Genomic DNA, 17684 nt, shown 5'->3' on the forward strand with positions numbered 1-17684 from the left:
GGGTAAGATTCCTTTCTAGGGTTGGATAAGTCGAGGTTAATTAAATATCGATCGGCAATAACGAAACTTAGAGAGATACACGTCAATAAATACAACAGAGATGCGCCATATTTGAAATCTCATGCGGATGAATATTGATAGGCAATCCGACTCGTTAGGCGGGAATTAAGCTTTAACCAATATCTGAGGAAGTATTATCGAAATGGCTTTGTTGACGGCCAAAATCTTCGATAAATAACAGCTATGATACTCAGTAATAAAAATACTCCAGAGACCGTAACAATCTTGTCGTGCAGTGCTTTGTCTTGGGTAACTAATTCTGAAGACGCGCCGGCACAAATAAATCCTGCCATTAAGTAAGTTGTTATATCGCGTCGATACACGAATTCGGTAGTTTGTCTCCCTGAGAATAATCTTTCTATGTTATCTTGGTTTTTTTTAAAATAAAAAACGCCTGCCATAAATATCAAAAAGAAGGCGATATACAAGATAACCGCTTCTTCGCCATGGAGATGAGAGCTGATATCTGCAGTCGATTTTGGAAATACGAATGCTAATACCGTAAGTGCCGATAATAGGGTAAAAGCCGAGGTAACTGAAATTAAAAATGGGTGATTTTTCATGATGAGTTTAGGTAGAAAAAATTAATATAGGGCAGATATAAAAAATGGCTTTGGCAAGCCATTTTTTATTTTATCAACTTTTTAATATAAACCATGCAATTAAGCAAATAGCTATCGAATTCAGAAAATGAAGTAAAAACTGAAATCTTGTCATAGCGTCCTTGTCTTTACGTAATTGACTTTTAATCACCATTTCAAGAGAGATAACAGAGGCCATTGCAGAAAAAAATAAACTAATAAAAAGATAAATCATTGCGCCATCCTCAATAAATAATCGGTAAAGTAACCCTCCAAAACTTACTAACCGTCGCCATCTTCACCATGTAATTCTCGCTGAATTTGTGCAAATAATGCTCCATCATTGAGCATGGCGTCTGCCAGAAGAAAAGATCCCAGCCCAACGCCTACAACACCGACAGCAACACCTATGACACTGCCAACCGCAGCAGCTTGCGCAGCTGTAAAGCCACCCCCGGTGGCGATAACAGTTCCGCCTTGGATTTGATCGCCGACTGATATACCTCCGCCGACAACAGACATTTCACGAATTGTCAATTCACGCATTTCTATCTCCTTATCTTTTAATTAATAGGTATATTTGTTTTTACCGGCCACCGATTCTCAATGCTTTTGTTGTTGATTCAAGGTGGATTGCGATAATGGTTCGCAGTGCTGATAGTTTAAATAATCAATAGGCCCAGTCTTATAAGCAATGCCGAACATTTTGGTGTGGCGGATTTTATGGGGTTAGGTAATATATTTACGATAAAAGTTTAATGGTAAAATGAGTCAAGGCGTTGATATAAATAATTGATAAACTAATCCAAAGCACTCTCTTTCTTATTGTTTCTGAGCTGGGTTTAATAAATCTTGATTTTCCTATAATGGTTGTAATTATCACAAGGATAACGCCGAAAACCAATAAATAAGTCTGTGTCTCGTTCATATCGCAATAACGCCATGTTAAGTTGATAAATGTGGGAGTGAATGATGTTTAGCTTCCATCGCCATCTTCCCCGCCACCGCTACTCAAAGCACCGCCTTCAACCAAGCCATCTCCTATGGCAAATCCACCTAAGATTACGGCCGCCGCCCCGGTTGCAACGACTACAGCGCCCACTTCAGGTGCAGCCGCAACTAATGCGATGCCGGTTCCTACAAATGCTAAACCACCGCTAACTTCATCCCAGTCAACCCCTCCGCTGACAATCTCCATTTCCGTAATAGTTAATTCACGCATATATTTATCTCCTTGAATAAAGATTATAAAATTATTTTTTATCGAATTATCTAAAACCTCTCAATAAGGTCGAGTATCGATAATTGTTTCAACAGTTGATTCTCCTTATCGGACAATTGCTTGGTACTTTTATTAGCCGGCGAGTTATCGGCTGAACTGATGCCGGCAAGAAAATCGGCGCTCTCGGTGTCGAGATTTATCTTGAAGCCGTTGGCTAATAAAGTTTTCTGATCGTTGGATATGGGTAGGAACGAGTTTATTCGAATGTTATTGCGCAGAAGGGCAGGGTTATCCGATATGCCGGTCGGAGACAAACTGCCAATATTAAATCGCGATTTAACTCTTTGTTGTTCCGTAAACGCGATGTAAAAATTATGGAGATTTTCCGGTTCGGCTAGCGTGCTTTGTAATAGCGGGATAAAACATTCAATGAGACCCGTCGTATTGAGATAAGGGTTGATAGACCCCCGGCTTTCAATGCGGTCCGGCAGTCGATTGCCGCATAGCCAAAGCAGATAATCCAATAATTTAGGCGGGAAGGTGCCTATGGCGATATGAAACGTCTCGTCGCCGGCGATAGGCAGGGCCTCGTGCCACCAGCCTCTTGGGATATACAACAAATCCCCGGCCGCCAATACCGTATCCAGCACCGGTTCCGTCGGGCATTCCGCTTTATGGTTTAGGCTGGTTTGATGGTTTAAAGGCAATTCGAATGTGGGTTGATAGAGGCGCCATCTTTTGCGTCCGATCAGTTGCAAGGCGAACACATCGTGAGTATCCCAATGTTTGCCGAACGAACCGTCGCCGCCGAATGCCGCATAGGCATTGGCGTTGGTCTTTTCGCCGACGAATTGCGCCACGTCCATGCAATAGTCGTTAATTTCCGGGAGGTAGAGCTGTAGTTTGTTTAATACCAAGGTCGCGCCGTCCGTTAAATAACGGTACAAAACGTCTTTGACGATACGTGTGCGTTGTTCGCCCAGTTCCCAATAGGGCTCGGTATAGCGGCTCGGATCGACCGGTCCGTCTTTAAATAACTTAATTTGCGTATTGGCGTTTTCCATGGCGTAAAGCGCCTGGTCGATATGCTTCCAATTTAAATTGTTCTCGGACAGCACTTGGCGCTTCAGCCACCACCGGCTTTGGTAATGCGCATCGAAAAATTGTGTTCTATCGATGCCGAAATGAATCAGTGACATAGCGTTCCCTAGTTATATTTGGTTAATCCGTAAAGCGGTTCGATCATCCACTCGATTAAGCGCCGCGTATCTTGTTCGATGTCAGCCTCCACGATCATGCCGGATACCAGCCGTTTCGGTTCGCCGTACACCGAGGCAAACTGCGAATCGAGTTTTACGGTGACGCGGTAATAATCGTCCGGTGGGGAATTGGCGAATAAATTCGGTAAGGTCTTCGATGAAACCGGATTTTTCGAGACGCTTGCGACCGTTCCGGAATACTGGCCGAACTTTTGATAGGGGTAGGCTTGGTAACGCAAACGTACTTTCTGGCCGGATTCGACAAAGCCGATGCCGCGCGTGGTCACGTACAATTGCGCTGTCAGTTCCGCGCCATCGCCAAGCAAGGTTGCCAAAGCATCCTTATCCGAAATTTGGCCGGGGTGCACGCTAATACCGGTGACCATGCCGTCAATCGGGGCGACGATAGCCAATTGGCTTTGAATATGGGTTTCCTGGATTTTTTGGCGGAGTATGCTTAAGTCCTGGTCGATATTGGCGATGCTGATTTGGGTTTTTTCCGGTGCGATGCGTTTTTCGTCCTCCAGCTCCAATTTTTTTCGCTCCAGTTCGTCGTAATCCCGCTTTAAATCCGCTGCCTGGGCACGCAATAGCGTCAGGTTGTCCAGCTCCTCGTCCAATTTATCTTTTGCAATAAAGCCGGATGCCGCCAGGCCGCGATGCTTATTCAGGCGCTGCTCCGCCAGGAACAATCTTTCCTGATGCTGAGTTATCTGTTGTTTGGCGTCGGCAATCGATACTTGTATTGCCGCCAACTGTCTGGATAGTGCCGAATTATTTTTGTCCTGCAGGGTGCTTAATTGGCGCTTTTCCCGGAGATTGGCTTCTTCTTCCGCGAGCAGTGCCGCTTCAAGCTGATCGGCGAATCGGGCTCCGCTGGCGTCCGACCGGTTTGTGAATGAAGAAAGGTGGCGTTCGTCTCTTAACGTAAATAAGGTGTCTCCGGCGTGAACTGTTTGGCCTTCTTCCACATGAACCGCCGAGATAAGCCCTGGCGCGGGCGTGGCAATAATAATCGCACCGCCGTTCGGGACCAACATGCCGGCAGCGTTGGTTCGTTTGGTATAAGACGCAAAGCTGATAAATAAAACGGTGATGGCAACAAGCGTTAACACAATCCCGAATACCAGCCACGACGACCAGGATCTCGCCAGCAGGATGTCGCCTTCCAAGCGTCCGGTCTGCGCTGTCATGGCTTCTGCGCGATAAAGATTCGTCGAAAACATGCGTCCTGCCTATCGAATTTCGATGTTTGACAGCGAGGCGTTTCGTTGGGCCGCTTAGGCTATTAACCCGGTCCTATTTATCCTTGGCGCCCAGTTCGGGCTGAGCGCGTCGAAGCGTGAGCGGGTTGGCCCTTCGACAGGCAAAGTACCCTCCAGGGCATTGAGGCGAACGGTGTTTAAGGGCTGGGTTAATAACGTCGAGCTAAAAATCAGCTGTTGGATGGACTTTGCGGCTTTAGTAAGAAAGCCGGAAACGAAATGGCGGCTAGCAAAAAATGATATGGTCATAAGGTCCCCTGGATGAATTGATTAGCACCGTGAGGGCTGGCTAGTCAGGAGACATGGCTGGCAATACGCCTTCTGCGCGAAGGCTGAGTGGACTTTAAGGAAGTTCTCGCTTGGTGTCAACTCATATTATGCGGTAGGTCTTGTTTGCTTAGTTTTGCAGCAGCCAAGGCTTCGACTGAATAACCAATCTTGTATTTGCCCGTCTCGAAAGGTATATCGAAGCCGAGCAGATTTAAACATTCGTCCCAGGCACCTGATCGCCTGCGGCTTGCGCTTTAACTTCGACGGTTGGCAGCGTCGTGTCGCTGCCGGTTTCGGCGGGTATGCGCCGGGCCTGCTGTGAAAAGATCGGAGGTTCGCGGCTAGCGGTGAGGTAACGAACCGCAAGGAGTAAATTCTACCGTTTCGCGAACGGTGCGGTTCGCAAGCTCACCGGCAGCCTACTCCAGCGCATGTTGCGAGCAGAGGTAGGGTGGGCAAAATTGCCCACCATTCAAATCCGCGTGGGCACAAAACCCCGTGCCCACCCTTGTATGATGAATTTTAACAACCGATAGCCCAGAAAAACCGATTAAGCTGTGATTGTTCATTGGGAGGCCGTCCCACCCTGAGGACTGGTAGTTTACCAGAGCCTGTCGTGTAGATTGGCCCCCGCCCTATTCACCCATACCGTGGAGTATCCGAGGCTTAGAGCCTGCATACACAAGGAAGGTAGGTGCATGTGCAGGGTCGGGAACCGGTGAATAGTGTACTTCCCTTTAAACTGTATTTAAAAATGATGATGACGAACCGCTCGCTCAACACCCCCGCTGAATCTGTCCATCGCCTGTTTGCCGGCGTGGATGTCGGCGCCGACGAATTGGTTTTAGTGATCCGCAAGAACGGCAAGCCGTTCGACCCGCAAAAATATGCTAATACTCGTAGCGACCGTGCGCGTCTGGTGAATAAGTTGATCAAATTACCCGGCATCAAGGTCTGTCTGGAAGCCACCGGTATTTACCATTTCGATCTTGCTATTGCGCTACACGACGTCGGTGTACCTGTGATGGTGGTCAATCCCAAGGCTTCGCATCACTTCGCTAAGGTATTGATGAAAAACAGTAAAACCGACGCCGTCGATGCCAACACCTTGGCCGAATATGTCGAGCGCATGGATTTCGTCGCCTGGACTCGTCCTTCGAATCAAGCGCTGGCTTTGCGCGGCTATGCTCGCCGTATCGACGCGCTAACCGGTCAGAAGGCCGCCGCGAAAAATCATCTACATGCGCTGAGTGCGACCGAGGAAACGCCGAAGGCCCTACTACGCGATGCCAAATTGGCGATTAGTCAGCTGGAAAAACGCATCGATACGTTGGCTGGCGAGGCGCTGGCGTTGATCGACCAGCATCCGGAACTGCAACGAATATTCGACCTGTTGACCGGCATCAAAGGCATTGCCCAAACCAGCGCCATTGCCTTGATGGGCGAACTACTGCTATTGCCGCCCAACCTGTCGCATCGCGAATGGGTCAAGTTTGCCGGACTCGATCCCAAGGCCTTTGAGTCGGGCAAAAGCGTACACAAGAAAATGCGGCTATCCAAGGCCGGTAACCGGCATATTCGTTCGGCGTTGTATATGCCGGCCTTGAGTGCCAAACAGCACGATCCGCATGTGCGAGCGTATTTCCAGCATTTGATCGACAACGGCAAGAAACCTTTGCAAGCCGTCTGCGCCGTCATGCGTAAATTACTGCATGCGATCCATGGCATGTTGAAGCACGATCAGCCGTTCGATAACACACGGTTTTATGCCATCCCTGAATCCATCATCGCCGAGTAAAAAATGATGAAATTTGTTGCTTTTGAACAGAGTATCTACCGGACTTAAAAACCATCCGTTTGATGGCTTTGTTAGGCACAGTTCAACATTGCGCCCAAATAATTCGGTACTCTGGCTCTGCCAATTCACTTTTATTGGGTGGTATAACTTCACTTTCCAACGGGGTAATTGTGGAGATGCCGGGCAGCTTTAGGGTAGCCATTAAAATACCTTGATGCTCTGCAATTTCAATTGCTGATTCAAACTTTGCTGAACTTTCATTAAAGAGTTCTTCAGGATTACTTCTTAAAATAAACCACCAACTGCTTCCGCGTTTTGGCCTTCTTGCGAAGTCTCGAGCTGCATTCATTCGTTCAGATATTGCGACTTCATGAAAATGACTACCAAGTTGTTCCAGCCCCATTTTTATAAGCAATCTACAGACTGGTAGAGGCTCTGTGACCTCAGCAATTACTCTAAACTGAGTTTTCTCACCAGAAAGAACCTTTGACTGAATTTCTTTGTTTAGGGGTTCAAGCGCTACAACTCCAAATTTTCCGGTGCCAAATATTCTTCCTGCGGTACCCATAAAATTTGATACTTTTCCTTTTTTGGTCGGAACTCCCGAAAGCACTCTAAACCCAATAAAAGGAAAGCTATTTAAAGCCTTTGATTCGACTTTTTGGCCAAAATATTGGTTACAAGAATCGCAAGTTACACCGCTATTTGCGGAAGGTGAATGTTTTCCACCCAGAGATTCTGGAACTATATGGGAAACTGATTTTGTGCTTCCACTATACCCACAGAATATACATTTCATTGCGATCTCTATTCCCTAACCAGTTGTTAAGCGGTTTCCGTATATCGCCAAGCTAATACTCATTTTTTCAATATTTTCAATAACTGATGGGTCAGCATGTAATTTTCCTGTCGATATACCATTCGGCAACCGAAACTAATGACCGATAACGGAGCAATCGGCGTCTTTGAACCACTGGATCGACCGATTGCAACCGGGCTAGTGTCCGCTGCCAGTTTATTCGATTTTACCTCCAATAACACCATCGCCATGCCGAAGAATCTGCAGCATCGAATCGTAAGGTGCCGCCCTCCGTGGCGGAGTTGTTAACGTCTTCCTCCGAACCCGCTAAACCGGGTATTCCGGGGTAATCGAATGCCTGCCGCATGGCTGACGATTCACCCGGCCCTATTGAGCACGGGTATTCCGTTCGGGCCGAGCTCGGCTAAGCCAGGTCGGTGCGCCCTTCGACAAGCTCAGGGCGAACGGTATTCGAGGGCCCGGCTAATAACTCATCGCTCTTGAACGCCTGGCGCCACTTGCCGCCGCGGAATCACCAACGGCACCGCCGGAATTTGCGGATGGCTGGCGATGCTGACCGGGTAAGCGAACACTTGCCGGATCAGCTCGCTGTTCAGGGTTTGCGCCGGTGTGCCGATGGCGGCGAGCCGGCCTTGGTGCAGCAGGGCGATGCGGTCGGCGTAAAGCGCAGCCAGGTTCAGGTCGTGCAATACCGCCAGGACCCCGGCCTGTTGTTGGTCGGCGAAGCGGCGGGCGATGGCCAACACCGCGTGCTGGTGGGCCAGGTCCAGCGCCGAGGTGGGTTCGTCCAGCAATAAATAGCGGTGCAGCGGGTCTTGCGGTTCCCAGATTTGCGCCAGCACCCGCGCCAGTTGCACCCGTTGGTGTTCGCCGCCGGACAGCGTGGTGTAGATGCGTTCGGCCAGATGGCCGGTATCGGTCATCGCCAGCGCGTGTTCGGCGATGGCCCGGTTTCGAGCGGCGCTGTGGGTTTTGCGTTGCGGGCTGCGGCCCATCAAGGCCACGTCGCGCACCGTGAAGCGGAATGCCAGCCCGGCACTTTGCGGCAATACGCCGCGCAGCAAGGCCGCCTGTTGCGGCGGCCATTCCGCCAGCGGCCGGCCGTTCATCGTCACCAGGCCGGCGAACGGCGCCAGCTCGCCGCTGATGGCCCGCAGCAGGCTGGATTTGCCGGCGCCGTTCGGGCCGGCCACGGCCAGTACTTCGCCGGGGCGCAGTGCCAGCGTCACGCCGTCCAGCAAGGTTTTCGCGCCGACGCGCAGGCTCAGGTCTATGGCTTGCAGCATGTCAATGGCCCATTAGTTTTTGGCGGAACAGCAGCCACAGAAAAAACGGACTGCCGAGCAGGCCGGTGACGATGCCGATCGGGATTTCGGCCGGCGCCGCCAAACTGCGGGCCAGATAATCGGCACAGATCAACAGCAAGGCGCCGAGCAGCGCCGACGCCGGCAACAGCCAGCGGTGGTCCGGCCCCAACGCCAGCCGCAATAGATGCGGCACCACCAGACCGACGAAGCCGATCACGCCGGACAAGGCCACCGCCGCGCCGACGCCGAGCGCTACCAAGGCCACCACGCCGGTTTTGATGCGTTCGACCGGAAAACCCAGATGGCCGGCTTCGGCTTCGCCGAGCAACAAGGCGTTCAAGGCATCGGCCAGCCACGGCAACAGCAGCAGATTGGCGAGTAAAAACGGCGCGCCGATGGCAACGCCGTCCCAACCGGCGCCGTTCAGGCTGCCCAGGCTCCAGAAGGTCAAGCTGCGCAACTGGTCGTCGTCGGCCAGATAGACCAGCAAACCGGTGGCCGAGCCGGCCAGCGCGTTGATGGCGATGCCCGACAACAACAGCGAGGCCACGTCCAGCCGGTCGCCGCTGTCGGCCAGCCGGTATACCAGCCAACTGACCCCAAAACCGCCGGCGATGGCCGCGAGCGGCAATAAATAGGCGCCGAATACGCCGGCGATTGCGCCGAACAGGCTGTCGCGCAACACGATGACCGCCACCGCAGACAGCGCCGCGCCGCTGGAAACGCCGATCAAGGCCGGATCGGCCAGCGGATTGCGGAACAAGCCCTGCATCGCCGCGCCGGACGCGGCCAAGGCGCCGCCGACCAGCAAACCCAACACCAGGCGCGGCGCGCGGATCGCCAGCAACACCGCTTGCTGGTCGGCGCCGAACGGCCAGGGCAGGGCGATACCGAAGCGGTCGGCGACGATGGCGACGGCCTGGCCGGCCGAGATGGCGACCGCGCCGCTGCCCAGAGCGGCCAAGGCTACGGCGACCAGCAGCAATGCCAGCATCCAGCACAGGCCGGCGCGGCTCAAGGTCGGTTTTAGCCGAAGACGCGGTCCGGCCGTCGCCATCGCGGCATGGACGGTCATCGGCCTGCCCCTGCGTCGGCGGCAACTGCCGGTTCGCCGTGCAGCCGTTCGGCCAGTTCCAGCACCGCCTGACCGCTGTGTAAGCCAAAGCCGAGCAAGGCCAGGGTATCGACGATAAAGACTTTACGTTGCCGGCCGGCTGGGGTGTGGGCGATGCCGGGTTGCCGGTAGAACGCCTCCAGACCGCCGATGGCGTTGGCGGCGACGTCGGTCAACAAAATCACGTCCGGCGCGGCGGCGACCATTGCCTCCGTGCCTATCGGTTTGTTGCCTTGCAGTTCGCCGGCGGCGTTGGCGGCGCCGGCCAGCGTTAACACCACGTCGGCGGCGGTGCCGCGACCTGAGGCCAGCGGCGCGCCGTGGGCGACCGCCATCAAAAACAGCACTTTGGGGTGTTCACGGCTTTGCGCGCGCCATTGCGCCAGTCGATCGAAGTCGGCTTGCACTTGATCGGCCAGTTCCCGGCCGCGTTCGAGCTGTTCCAGCAAGGCGGCAACGGCGCCTATTTTGGCGGCAATGCCGGCGGCGGAATAGTCTTCGGGTAACGTTTCAATGCGCACGCCGGCCGCGCGCAATTGCTCCAGCACCGCCGGCGGCCCGGCGTGGGCGCTGGCCAGCAGCAGGTCGGGGCGTAGCGACAGCACGCCTTCGGCCGACAGTGTGCGCATATAACCGACTTGCGGCAGCGTCTTGGCTTCGGCCGGCATCAGGCTGGTGCTGTCGACGCCGACCAGGCGCTCGGCGCCGCCTAGCGCATAGACGATTTCGGTCAACGCGCCGCCGACCGAGACGATGCGGCTCGGACCGGCGGCATGGGCCGGCGCGGCGGCGGTTAGCCAGAGGAAGGCCGCACATGCGGCTCGCGCAAGTTTATGGCTTAGGGATGTGGTCTGTTTCATGTTCGGGTTTTAGATGATCTCTACAAATCAAAAGTCGGCGCTAATCGCGACCAAGTGCATCCCTACCGAATGCCTAGCCTCCGCGCATTACCTGGTTTTGCAATTAAGCCGGGGCATCGGCTTCCGCTTCGGCCTTCCGCTGTTTATGCCCGACGTCATTGACGTGGCGGATTTGCCCCAAATCGTCGCCTTCTATCGAAAATGCCTTGGCAAAACCTTGCACGAAACTGCCGCGTTGCGGACGGATGCGAAACAGATGAAAGTCCTGCATTTTTTGTAGCTGTTTTATGAACGCGCCGAATTTTTCCTCGAATAAGCCCATGATGTAGGCGAAAGCTTCGGACTCGCGGTCGATTTCGCCGGCCGAGCAGTGATAGGTAACCCGTTGCCGGGCGAACAAATGCGCGGCTTTGTCTTCGTCCTCGACGAACAACAGACAAACCCGGCCGTTGTGCAACAGGTTTTGGGTGTGCGCCGACAGTTCGCTGACATACACGTAATAATGACCGTCGTGCCTCACGTAGGCGGCGTAACTGGCTTCGGGCTCCCCGGAAGCGCTGACCGTGGCCATTAGCGCGGAGGAAAATGTTTGCGGCAGCGCGGTATAGGCTGCTCTGACTTGTTCGAGATCGATGGTTTTCTGGTTCATGCGGGTTTCCTGATATGGCGTTATCGATAAAAGTATCGGTTTATGGGGTTGGGTATCGACGCAAAAGGCTAGGAACCTCCAGCAAGCGCCGAGGCTCGGAGCAAGTCGCGCCAAAATCCGTTTTCGCCGTTGGTGTCGTCGTAACCGCCGAAGACGGAGGCGATGGTCTGCTGGTTTTGGCCGCGCACCAGCAGGCCGGTTAATGCGTGTTGCCGGTACCTCAGTTGGACGATGTCCGCGCCGGCCACGGCCATTTCGTTAAGGTGCAGATTGAAATCCCGATCCAGAACATTGAACCAGGGCCCGGTGATTTTCAGGTTTTGAATCGGGCCGTCGTGCAGTTGCATCGCGCCGGGATTGCCGACTAGAACTTGTATCGGCAACATCAGGTCCGCCAGTTGCCGCATGAGCTCGCGTAGTGCCGATGCGGCAATCCGGCCTGTGACGGCAGCCTCGGGCGTGTCGGCTAGCAGCAAGCGCCGCCAGTGTTCCGGTAAATCCTGTGATGAGGCGATGGCGCTAAACGCCGGCTTGGTGCCGTCGGTAGGTGGTTCCAGATTGGGCGACTGATCGTCGGCCCGAAAGATGTCGACCAAACGCCGGTACAGGCCGGCATCGGCATGTTCGGTCAAATAGATTTTGTGCACGGCCTCGCCGCCCGTGTCGAAAAATTGCAGGCTGTGGCGCGGGCCGAGATGGGTTTCCTCGGTCACGGCGAAACCCGAATGCCAAATACTGATGGATAGACATAATGCGATATGGTGTCCGGCTACCAGAATGGCGTCGCCGCAGGGGCGGATATCCTCGTAGAGCCCGGTGCTTTCATGCACCGCGAAAGCGTTGCGGGCCAAGGCCATCACCGGCCCCAGTGTGCCGACCGCGCTCAGCAGCGCGGGCCAGTGTGCCCGCAAACGGGTGACGCGGTTGCCGCAGTCGGTTGCCAGCAGTTCGGCTTCGCTGACGCCCAACGTCGCCGCCGCATCGCGAATCCGCATATGCGGGTGATCGGCGAGCAGGTCTTGCCACGCTTGTTTCAAAGTGTCCGCAATCGATAAGGGTTGTTTAGTCATGGATTTTGCCATTACGCTGAGCTCCGTTAAGTGAATGTGCTGCGAATGTTCAGGGAAGCGCACTTTAGGGACTTTGCAGCCGGGCCCTCGGCCTGGCTGCAAAGCGTTTACAGGCCGGCGCTTATGCCGCCAGGCCTTTTTTACGATTTAAACCCAGCAAGCCCATGAAGCCGGCGCCGAACAGCCATACCGCCGCGGGCAGCGGCACACTGGTTACCGGATCGGCGGCGGGACCGATGTCGATAGCCACTTGACCCAAACTCAAGCTATGTTCGGCGCTGCCAAACGAGAACAAATAATTGCTAGCCGGTCCGGATAAATCCCAATAAGCCAGGTATTGCACTAGCTCGACCGGGCCGAATGAGCTTTCGTAGTTGCCATCGTAGAAAGTTTGTGTCGTAAAGCTTGGGGCTACGCCATTCAGTAACAGGCTGGTGTAGTCCATTTGCACGCCCCAGGTTTCGAATTGCAACGCTGCTCTTAAGGGTTGGTTGTCGGTAGCACCGCTCAGTGAGGCCGTGAAATTCTCGACGACGCTGAAGCTGTACAAATTGCCCGATCCGGCCGCGAATGTGCCGGCGTTCCAGCCGATATTGGCGTCGGTGGTGCCGGCGCTGCCCACATCCGGGGCTGCGGTGCGGATGCCGGGATAAGAGCCATCCACGAAGCTGTCCCATTCCGCATACAGCGTGCCGGCATCGCCCCGGTTCCAGTTGCCCCAGGCGGCTTCGCTTGGGGTGTCGAAGCCGTAGCCGGTGGCGTAAGGGTCCGGACCATTGGTCAAGTCAGCCGAAGCGCTGCCGGAAACGGCCAACAGGCCGGCGATTAAGGTCAGTTTTTGTGCAGTTTTCATGGTTGATTTCCTATGTAAATAAATTGACGCATCTCTTCACCGCGAAGACGATCCGTTGCTTTCGTCAAAATAGCGTCCGCCGCTTCGGCCCCATGCCGGCTATCCGCGCTGGCCTTTGGCCTTTGCGGTGGCGGAGATTTAAAACTCAGTGCGGCTCGCGGCATTCCGGAAGTGCGTTACCATCGCGATTGCCGTTCGGCGTGCCTTGCACCTGAAAGTCCAGCACGTAGCGGTACTGTTTGCCGCAATGGATGATCACTTCCTTTTGCCCGCGTTTTAACAAGCGCATTTCCATCCGCAATTCGCCGAAGCCCTCGTGTTCCAGCAATTCGTCGAATAGCGTTTCCAGTTTTTTCCGCGCCTCTTTCTTGGCCCTGTATCCCTTGGTCATAAGATTGTTCTCCGTCAAAAAGCCAGTTTTACGGTGACGCCGAGATTGCGTCCGGGACGCGAATAGCGGTCGGTCCAGTAGCGGGCGTCGGCGAAATTGCCTAGCGTGGTATGCGGATCGCCGGCGCGGGTGTTGATGTCTTCCCAGTCGATATATTTCTTATCCAGCAGGTTGAACACCCCGACATTGAACGAGAGATGCTTGCCGGCGTTGTAGTAGGCATTGAAATCGATGACGCCGTAACCGCTGGGCAGAAATAGGGCGTCAGCCGGGGCGGTATTGGCTTGTTTGGCGCCGACCAAGGTCAGGTTTAATTCCGTGCCCCAGTCGCCGCTGGGTTGGTCGTAGCGCAGGCCGACGACGGCTTTCATCGGGCTGATTTGCCTTAAGGCGTCGTCGTCGCTGCGTTGGCTCTTGAGATTCAAACCTTCGGTGAAGGAGCCGCTGAATAGCAGGCTGGCACCCGACAACGACGGCGCCAGCCAGTCCAGATAAAACCGGCTTTTGATTTCGATACCCTGAATACGGATCGGATCAGGGCTATTGATGTTTTGATAGGTGGTAAAACCCAACGGCGGACAGGCGGCGGTCGCCGGGTTGCAAATCACCGCGTTATAGATGAAGTGGTCGTAATCGTTACGAAACAGGCTTATGTCGAAACTCCCGGCAGCGCCCTGGCCGCGCAAACCCACTTCCGCGCCGACGCTGGTCTCCGGCTGAATGTTGTAATTGGGCAGGTTGGTGTATCCGCCGGTGATATTGGTAAAACCGAGATTGCTCTCGCTGAAGTTGGGGCCGCGAAAGCCATGCGCATACTGGCCGTGCACCGTGAATATCTCGTTGAGGTGCAGTAAGGCGCCGAATCTGGGTAAAAAGGCGTTGGCGTCGATGATGATGGGCATAACCGGATCGGCGCCTTCGGCAACCGCGCCCGCCGAAGCTTTTTCTAATAAATAATCGGATTTGGGCAATAAGCGGAAATATTCCCAACGGCCGCCGGGGATCAGCTCGATACGTTTGTTGAACAAGCCGATGTGGTCTTCGAGGTAAGCGCCTGCCTTGGTGACGGTGGAGAGCGGAAAGTCGCGGACCGGAAACTCATCCGGCGTCACGGTCTTGCTGATCCGGCCTTTGGGACAAATGTTATTGGGCCGTCCGGTGCGCGGGTTAACCGAGCCGCTGACGCAGGTGTAGCTGCCGTCGCGTTGTTGGACTATGGCGTTTTTACTGATCTGGCCGCCGTATTTCAGTGCATGCGCGGTCTCGCCTAAAACAAAGTTCTTTCCCAGTTGCAGTTCGCCGCCGAAGTCGTCGTTGGCAAAATCGAAAATCCGCTCGGTGAGTGTGTTGCCGTCCACGTTGGCGGTGCGATCTTGCAACGTGACTTGCCCGGTAGCGGATTTTTGCGTGTAAAACTTCCACAACCCAGCGTCGAATAGCGGCGTATCCAGATGCTTCAGGGTGTGGTCCAGCGTCAGCCGCCAGCGCGATTGGGTATCGGTGGTGAGCATGCTGTTGACGTTGCGCAGGCTGATGTCGGCACCGCGCAGGTATAGGGCGTCAATATCGGCTCGACTGTCCAGCCATTCGCCGGTCAGGCGCAACACGTTGTCGTCGTTAAAGCGATACAGCAGTTTGGCCAGCAGATTGTAGCTGCCGTTTTCTTGCGGACTGGGTGTGGTGCGGCGGCCGTCGGCAAAATCCGCCGTGCCCTTGTTATCGGTTTCGTTGCTTTGATTGTGGGTGAATAGCGCCATGCTTTCCCAGCCGCCCCAGGCACCCGCCAAGGTTGCGGTTTGCACGAAGCCGTTGTCGGTAGTGTTGTAGTTCAGTTTCAGGCCGGTGTAGTAATCCTTGCCGAATACGTTCAAGTAATCGCGCGGGTCTTTGGTGACGAAGTTGACGGTGCCGCCCATGGCGTCGCCGCCGTAATAGGCCGATCCCGAACCACGGACGATTTCCACGGCTTTTAAAGCATCCATGTCCACCGCATTACGATTGGCGCTGGCAAACGAGCCGATCCGAAAGGCTTCCGGCAGGCGCACGCCGTCGATTTGCATCAACACCCGGTTGCCGCCCAGGCCGCGGATGGTAAAGCCGCTGGCGCCGAAACGTTGCGGGTCGTTACCGACATTGACGCCGGGTTCGTAGCGGATCAGGTCTTTGATATTGCGGACCATGCGTTGTTCCAATGTTTTGTCGTCTATCGTCGATTGGGTGCCCGGCGGTGCGGCGGCCGGTTTGTCGGCTTGAGCTTTGACCGTGACGGTTTCCAGTTCCAGTTCTTCGGGCATTTCAAGCTCCTCGGGTTCGGCAGCCAAGGCTGTGCCGGCCAGCACACACAGCAGCGCGCCAAGCAGGGCGCGCCGGCAGTCGCCTGGAATTCCGGAGCAGGTCGCCTTGGGGCGGTTGTGCAGAGTGGGTACTAAATCAGTCGGTTTATTTGCCATGGCATACAGTAGTTACTGCTGGCTGCCTGGCGCGATGGCTAGGAGGGCTGGCGGGATAATTCGATCAGTCGTGTATCCATTCTGCGCGAAGCACATCATTCCCTTTCTTGTGAAGGGTGCCGTAAAAGCCAAAACAGAACCCTCTCCCGCGAGGAGAGGGAGCAGGCTATCGGTATTCGGTAGCTTGTGCGTTTCGCTGAATAGTTACTAAGTCGTTTGTATGTGCTTCCGCGTCGCGGAAATTTCGTTTTTCCAATTCCGGTGTTTGGCGATGCCAAAAAGTCAGGATTTGGCGCTATTAATGCCCCTCTTTGCAAAAGAGGGGCGGGGGGAGATTCCCCAAACCAATCCCCTCACTCCCGTTTGTCCCCAACCGGTCCGTTGTCGCAACCACCGGAGTTACTCTTCGACGGCAACAATCCCAGGCCGCTAACCGCCGCCGGCAAACCCAACAAGGCCCACGAGGCAACATCCCACGCGCCGTCGCCAACCAATGCCGCCGCCAGACCGGCCGCGCTGGCCAAACCCAGCGCCAGCGGCAGGCGCCAGATTTGCCAGGCCGAACGTCGGCTGGCGGTCCGCATCAGGCCGCCGCCCCGGCAACCGCCGGAAGCCGCCAGCGGCGCCGGGCCAGCCATAAATACACGCCGCTGATCAGCACTGCGATGGCGATCAAATCCAGTACCAGCCACAGGCATTTCAGCGGCAGGCCGCCGTAATTGCCGAAGTGCAGCGGTTTGGACAGCAGCAAGGCTTTGACGTAAGCCGGCAGTTCGCGTTTCGCCAATACCTCGCCGGACGCGGCGTCGATCACAACCGGCGTCAGCAATTGGCTGGTCAGCGGCGTGTTGCCTTGCAGGAAGGCGACGAACTGGCGCGGGCCGGCAAACTCGTTGCCGGGAAAGGCCATAAAGCTCAGAGCCATGTCCGGCGCGGCGCGCAAGGCCGCCGTCAATGCCGCGGCGGCCCGGCCTTGGCCGCTGACTGGTGCCTGGCCCTGGTAAGGCGCCAGCATCGCCGCCAGTTCGGTGTCCTGCCAACGCTGAAAAATCGGTTCGGCCACGGTGTTGACGATGCCGGTCAAGCCGACCACGGCCAGCCAGACCAGGGTGGCGATACCGAGCAGGTTGTGCAGATCCAGCCAGACCAGACGCCGCGAACCGGCGCGGCGCACGCTGCCGAATGGAAATTTAGCCATGTGGTAGTGGTACAGCACGGCGCCGGAGACCAGCGACGCCAATAGCAGCACGCCCATCGCCCCGAGTAGCAGGCTGCCGGGCAAGCCGGCGAACAAGTCGTAGTGCAAGCGAAACATCAGGTTGATAAAGCCGCTGTCCAGCGGTACATCGTGCAAAAACTCGCCGTTGCGGGCGTCGTACAGATAAAACGCGCTTACGTCGCCGCTGGCCGCGGTTTTACCGAGCCGTACCGACCACAAGGCCGGCTCGTCGGCATCGCCGACCAGAAATTGCACGGTGTCGCCGGGCCGGCGGGCCAAGGCATCGGCAACGATGGCGTCCACGTCGGCTTGGCGCTGGTCGTCAGGCCGTTCCGGCGCCGCGATGTGACGGCCCAACGCCAGATCGATTTCCTCGGCAAAAATCAGCGGCAAACCGGTCAGGCACAGCAGCAGCATGAACAGCGTGCAGACCAGGCTGGTCCATTGGTGGAGCCAATACCAAATTTTGAACGTCGATCTGGCGGACATGTTTAAC

Annotated in this window: 17 protein-coding genes; 1 reads left to right on the forward strand and 16 read right to left on the reverse strand. The window is 55.2% G+C overall.

Annotated features, from left to right (window positions below):
- Positions 1 to 194: 194 nt before the first annotated feature.
- The 5 genes from ACR02O_RS10265 to ACR02O_RS10285 form a co-directional block, all read right to left on the reverse strand.
- Positions 195 to 623: a hypothetical protein gene (locus tag ACR02O_RS10265; protein ID WP_458137067.1), complete on the reverse strand. Its 429-nt coding sequence runs from the start codon at positions 621 to 623 to the stop codon at positions 195 to 197.
- Between the two features lie 300 nt (positions 624 to 923).
- Positions 924 to 1187 (reverse strand): hypothetical protein, encoded by a 264-nt coding sequence (locus tag ACR02O_RS10270; protein ID WP_171695909.1) that lies wholly within the window; start codon positions 1185 to 1187, stop codon positions 924 to 926.
- Between the two features lie 430 nt (positions 1188 to 1617).
- Entirely contained in the window at positions 1618 to 1863 is a 246-nt protein-coding gene (locus tag ACR02O_RS10275) for a hypothetical protein (protein ID WP_168030509.1), read from the reverse strand.
- A 50-nt stretch (positions 1864 to 1913) separates the two neighbouring features.
- Positions 1914 to 3062 carry a cupin domain-containing protein gene (locus tag ACR02O_RS10280; RefSeq protein WP_494523318.1) on the reverse strand — a complete coding sequence of 383 codons (1149 nt, stop codon included), beginning with the start codon at positions 3060 to 3062 and terminating at the stop codon, positions 1914 to 1916.
- A gap of 8 nt (positions 3063 to 3070) precedes the next feature.
- Positions 3071 to 4348 (reverse strand): HlyD family secretion protein, encoded by a 1278-nt coding sequence (locus tag ACR02O_RS10285; protein ID WP_494523319.1) that lies wholly within the window; start codon positions 4346 to 4348, stop codon positions 3071 to 3073.
- A gap of 1063 nt (positions 4349 to 5411) precedes the next feature.
- Here ACR02O_RS10285 and ACR02O_RS10290 point away from each other — a divergent pair.
- The gene (locus ACR02O_RS10290) at positions 5412 to 6455 is read left to right on the forward strand and encodes an IS110 family RNA-guided transposase (protein WP_494522208.1); all 1044 of its coding nucleotides are present in this window, start codon (positions 5412 to 5414) and stop codon (positions 6453 to 6455) included.
- 82 nt (positions 6456 to 6537) lie between these two features.
- On the opposite strand, the gene ACR02O_RS10295 is transcribed toward ACR02O_RS10290, so the two are convergent.
- From ACR02O_RS10295 to ACR02O_RS10345, 11 genes are all read right to left on the reverse strand, one after another.
- Positions 6538 to 7254, reverse strand: coding sequence for an HNH endonuclease (locus ACR02O_RS10295; protein WP_084153201.1), 717 nt, complete (start codon positions 7252 to 7254; stop codon positions 6538 to 6540).
- Positions 7255 to 7745: 491 nt separating this feature from the next.
- Positions 7746 to 8561 carry a heme ABC transporter ATP-binding protein gene (locus ACR02O_RS10300; RefSeq protein ID WP_494523320.1) on the reverse strand — a complete coding sequence of 272 codons (816 nt, stop codon included), beginning with the start codon at positions 8559 to 8561 and terminating at the stop codon, positions 7746 to 7748.
- Between the two features lies 1 nt (position 8562).
- On the reverse strand, positions 8563 to 9657 hold the full coding sequence (locus ACR02O_RS10305; protein WP_458137072.1) for a FecCD family ABC transporter permease: 1095 nt from the start codon (positions 9655 to 9657) through the stop codon (positions 8563 to 8565).
- Positions 9654 to 10556 (reverse strand): heme/hemin ABC transporter substrate-binding protein, encoded by a 903-nt coding sequence (locus tag ACR02O_RS10310; RefSeq protein ID WP_033155329.1) that lies wholly within the window; start codon positions 10554 to 10556, stop codon positions 9654 to 9656. Before ACR02O_RS10310 ends, ACR02O_RS10305 begins: the two co-directional genes overlap by 4 nt.
- Positions 10557 to 10659: 103 nt before the next feature.
- The gene (locus tag ACR02O_RS10315) at positions 10660 to 11205 is read right to left on the reverse strand and encodes a HugZ family pyridoxamine 5'-phosphate oxidase (protein WP_033155328.1); all 546 of its coding nucleotides are present in this window, start codon (positions 11203 to 11205) and stop codon (positions 10660 to 10662) included.
- A 68-nt stretch (positions 11206 to 11273) separates the two neighbouring features.
- The gene (locus ACR02O_RS10320) at positions 11274 to 12275 is read right to left on the reverse strand and encodes a ChuX/HutX family heme-like substrate-binding protein (RefSeq protein WP_494523321.1); all 1002 of its coding nucleotides are present in this window, start codon (positions 12273 to 12275) and stop codon (positions 11274 to 11276) included.
- A gap of 121 nt (positions 12276 to 12396) precedes the next feature.
- Positions 12397 to 13128, reverse strand: a complete 732-nt coding sequence (locus ACR02O_RS10325; RefSeq protein ID WP_458137074.1) for a VPLPA-CTERM sorting domain-containing protein — start codon at positions 13126 to 13128, stop codon at positions 12397 to 12399.
- Positions 13129 to 13273: 145 nt separating this feature from the next.
- Positions 13274 to 13519 (reverse strand): hypothetical protein, encoded by a 246-nt coding sequence (locus ACR02O_RS10330; RefSeq protein ID WP_101055249.1) that lies wholly within the window; start codon positions 13517 to 13519, stop codon positions 13274 to 13276.
- A 14-nt stretch (positions 13520 to 13533) separates the two neighbouring features.
- On the reverse strand, positions 13534 to 15969 hold the full coding sequence (locus ACR02O_RS10335) for a TonB-dependent hemoglobin/transferrin/lactoferrin family receptor (protein ID WP_494523322.1): 2436 nt from the start codon (positions 15967 to 15969) through the stop codon (positions 13534 to 13536).
- A gap of 353 nt (positions 15970 to 16322) precedes the next feature.
- On the reverse strand, positions 16323 to 16607 hold the full coding sequence (locus ACR02O_RS10340; RefSeq protein ID WP_494523323.1) for a hypothetical protein: 285 nt from the start codon (positions 16605 to 16607) through the stop codon (positions 16323 to 16325).
- Positions 16553 to 17677 (reverse strand): PepSY-associated TM helix domain-containing protein, encoded by a 1125-nt coding sequence (locus tag ACR02O_RS10345; RefSeq protein ID WP_458137077.1) that lies wholly within the window; start codon positions 17675 to 17677, stop codon positions 16553 to 16555. The genes ACR02O_RS10340 and ACR02O_RS10345 overlap by 55 nt, the downstream gene beginning before the upstream one ends.
- Between the last annotated feature and the right edge of the window lie 7 nt (positions 17678 to 17684).

This window comes from Methylomonas sp. PHL2-19, from assembly GCF_059331595.1.

Bases quoted from the DNA above. Each gene is read 5' to 3' on its own strand.
- ACR02O_RS10310 (WP_033155329.1), bottom strand. From the start codon at position 10,556: ATGAAACAGACCACATCCCTAAGCCATAAACTTGCGCGAGCCGCATGT.
- ACR02O_RS10280 (WP_494523318.1), bottom strand. From the start codon at position 3,062: ATGTCACTGATTCATTTCGGCATCGATAGAACACAATTTTTCGATGCG.
- ACR02O_RS10325 (WP_458137074.1), bottom strand. From the start codon at position 13,128: ATGAAAACTGCACAAAAACTGACCTTAATCGCCGGCCTGTTGGCCGTT.
- ACR02O_RS10295 (WP_084153201.1), bottom strand. From the start codon at position 7,254: ATGAAATGTATATTCTGTGGGTATAGTGGAAGCACAAAATCAGTTTCC.
- ACR02O_RS10340 (WP_494523323.1), bottom strand. From the start codon at position 16,607: ATGGCTGGCCCGGCGCCGCTGGCGGCTTCCGGCGGTTGCCGGGGCGGC.
- ACR02O_RS10290 (WP_494522208.1), top strand. From the start codon at position 5,412: ATGATGATGACGAACCGCTCGCTCAACACCCCCGCTGAATCTGTCCAT.
- ACR02O_RS10335 (WP_494523322.1), bottom strand. From the start codon at position 15,969: ATGGCAAATAAACCGACTGATTTAGTACCCACTCTGCACAACCGCCCC.
- ACR02O_RS10270 (WP_171695909.1), bottom strand. From the start codon at position 1,187: ATGCGTGAATTGACAATTCGTGAAATGTCTGTTGTCGGCGGAGGTATA.
- ACR02O_RS10285 (WP_494523319.1), bottom strand. From the start codon at position 4,348: ATGTTTTCGACGAATCTTTATCGCGCAGAAGCCATGACAGCGCAGACC.
- ACR02O_RS10300 (WP_494523320.1), bottom strand. From the start codon at position 8,561: ATGCTGCAAGCCATAGACCTGAGCCTGCGCGTCGGCGCGAAAACCTTG.
- ACR02O_RS10330 (WP_101055249.1), bottom strand. From the start codon at position 13,519: ATGACCAAGGGATACAGGGCCAAGAAAGAGGCGCGGAAAAAACTGGAA.
- ACR02O_RS10320 (WP_494523321.1), bottom strand. From the start codon at position 12,275: ATGACTAAACAACCCTTATCGATTGCGGACACTTTGAAACAAGCGTGG.
- ACR02O_RS10345 (WP_458137077.1), bottom strand. From the start codon at position 17,677: ATGTCCGCCAGATCGACGTTCAAAATTTGGTATTGGCTCCACCAATGG.
- ACR02O_RS10275 (WP_168030509.1), bottom strand. From the start codon at position 1,863: ATGCGTGAATTAACTATTACGGAAATGGAGATTGTCAGCGGAGGGGTT.
- ACR02O_RS10265 (WP_458137067.1), bottom strand. From the start codon at position 623: ATGAAAAATCACCCATTTTTAATTTCAGTTACCTCGGCTTTTACCCTA.
- ACR02O_RS10315 (WP_033155328.1), bottom strand. From the start codon at position 11,205: ATGAACCAGAAAACCATCGATCTCGAACAAGTCAGAGCAGCCTATACC.
- ACR02O_RS10305 (WP_458137072.1), bottom strand. From the start codon at position 9,657: ATGACCGTCCATGCCGCGATGGCGACGGCCGGACCGCGTCTTCGGCTA.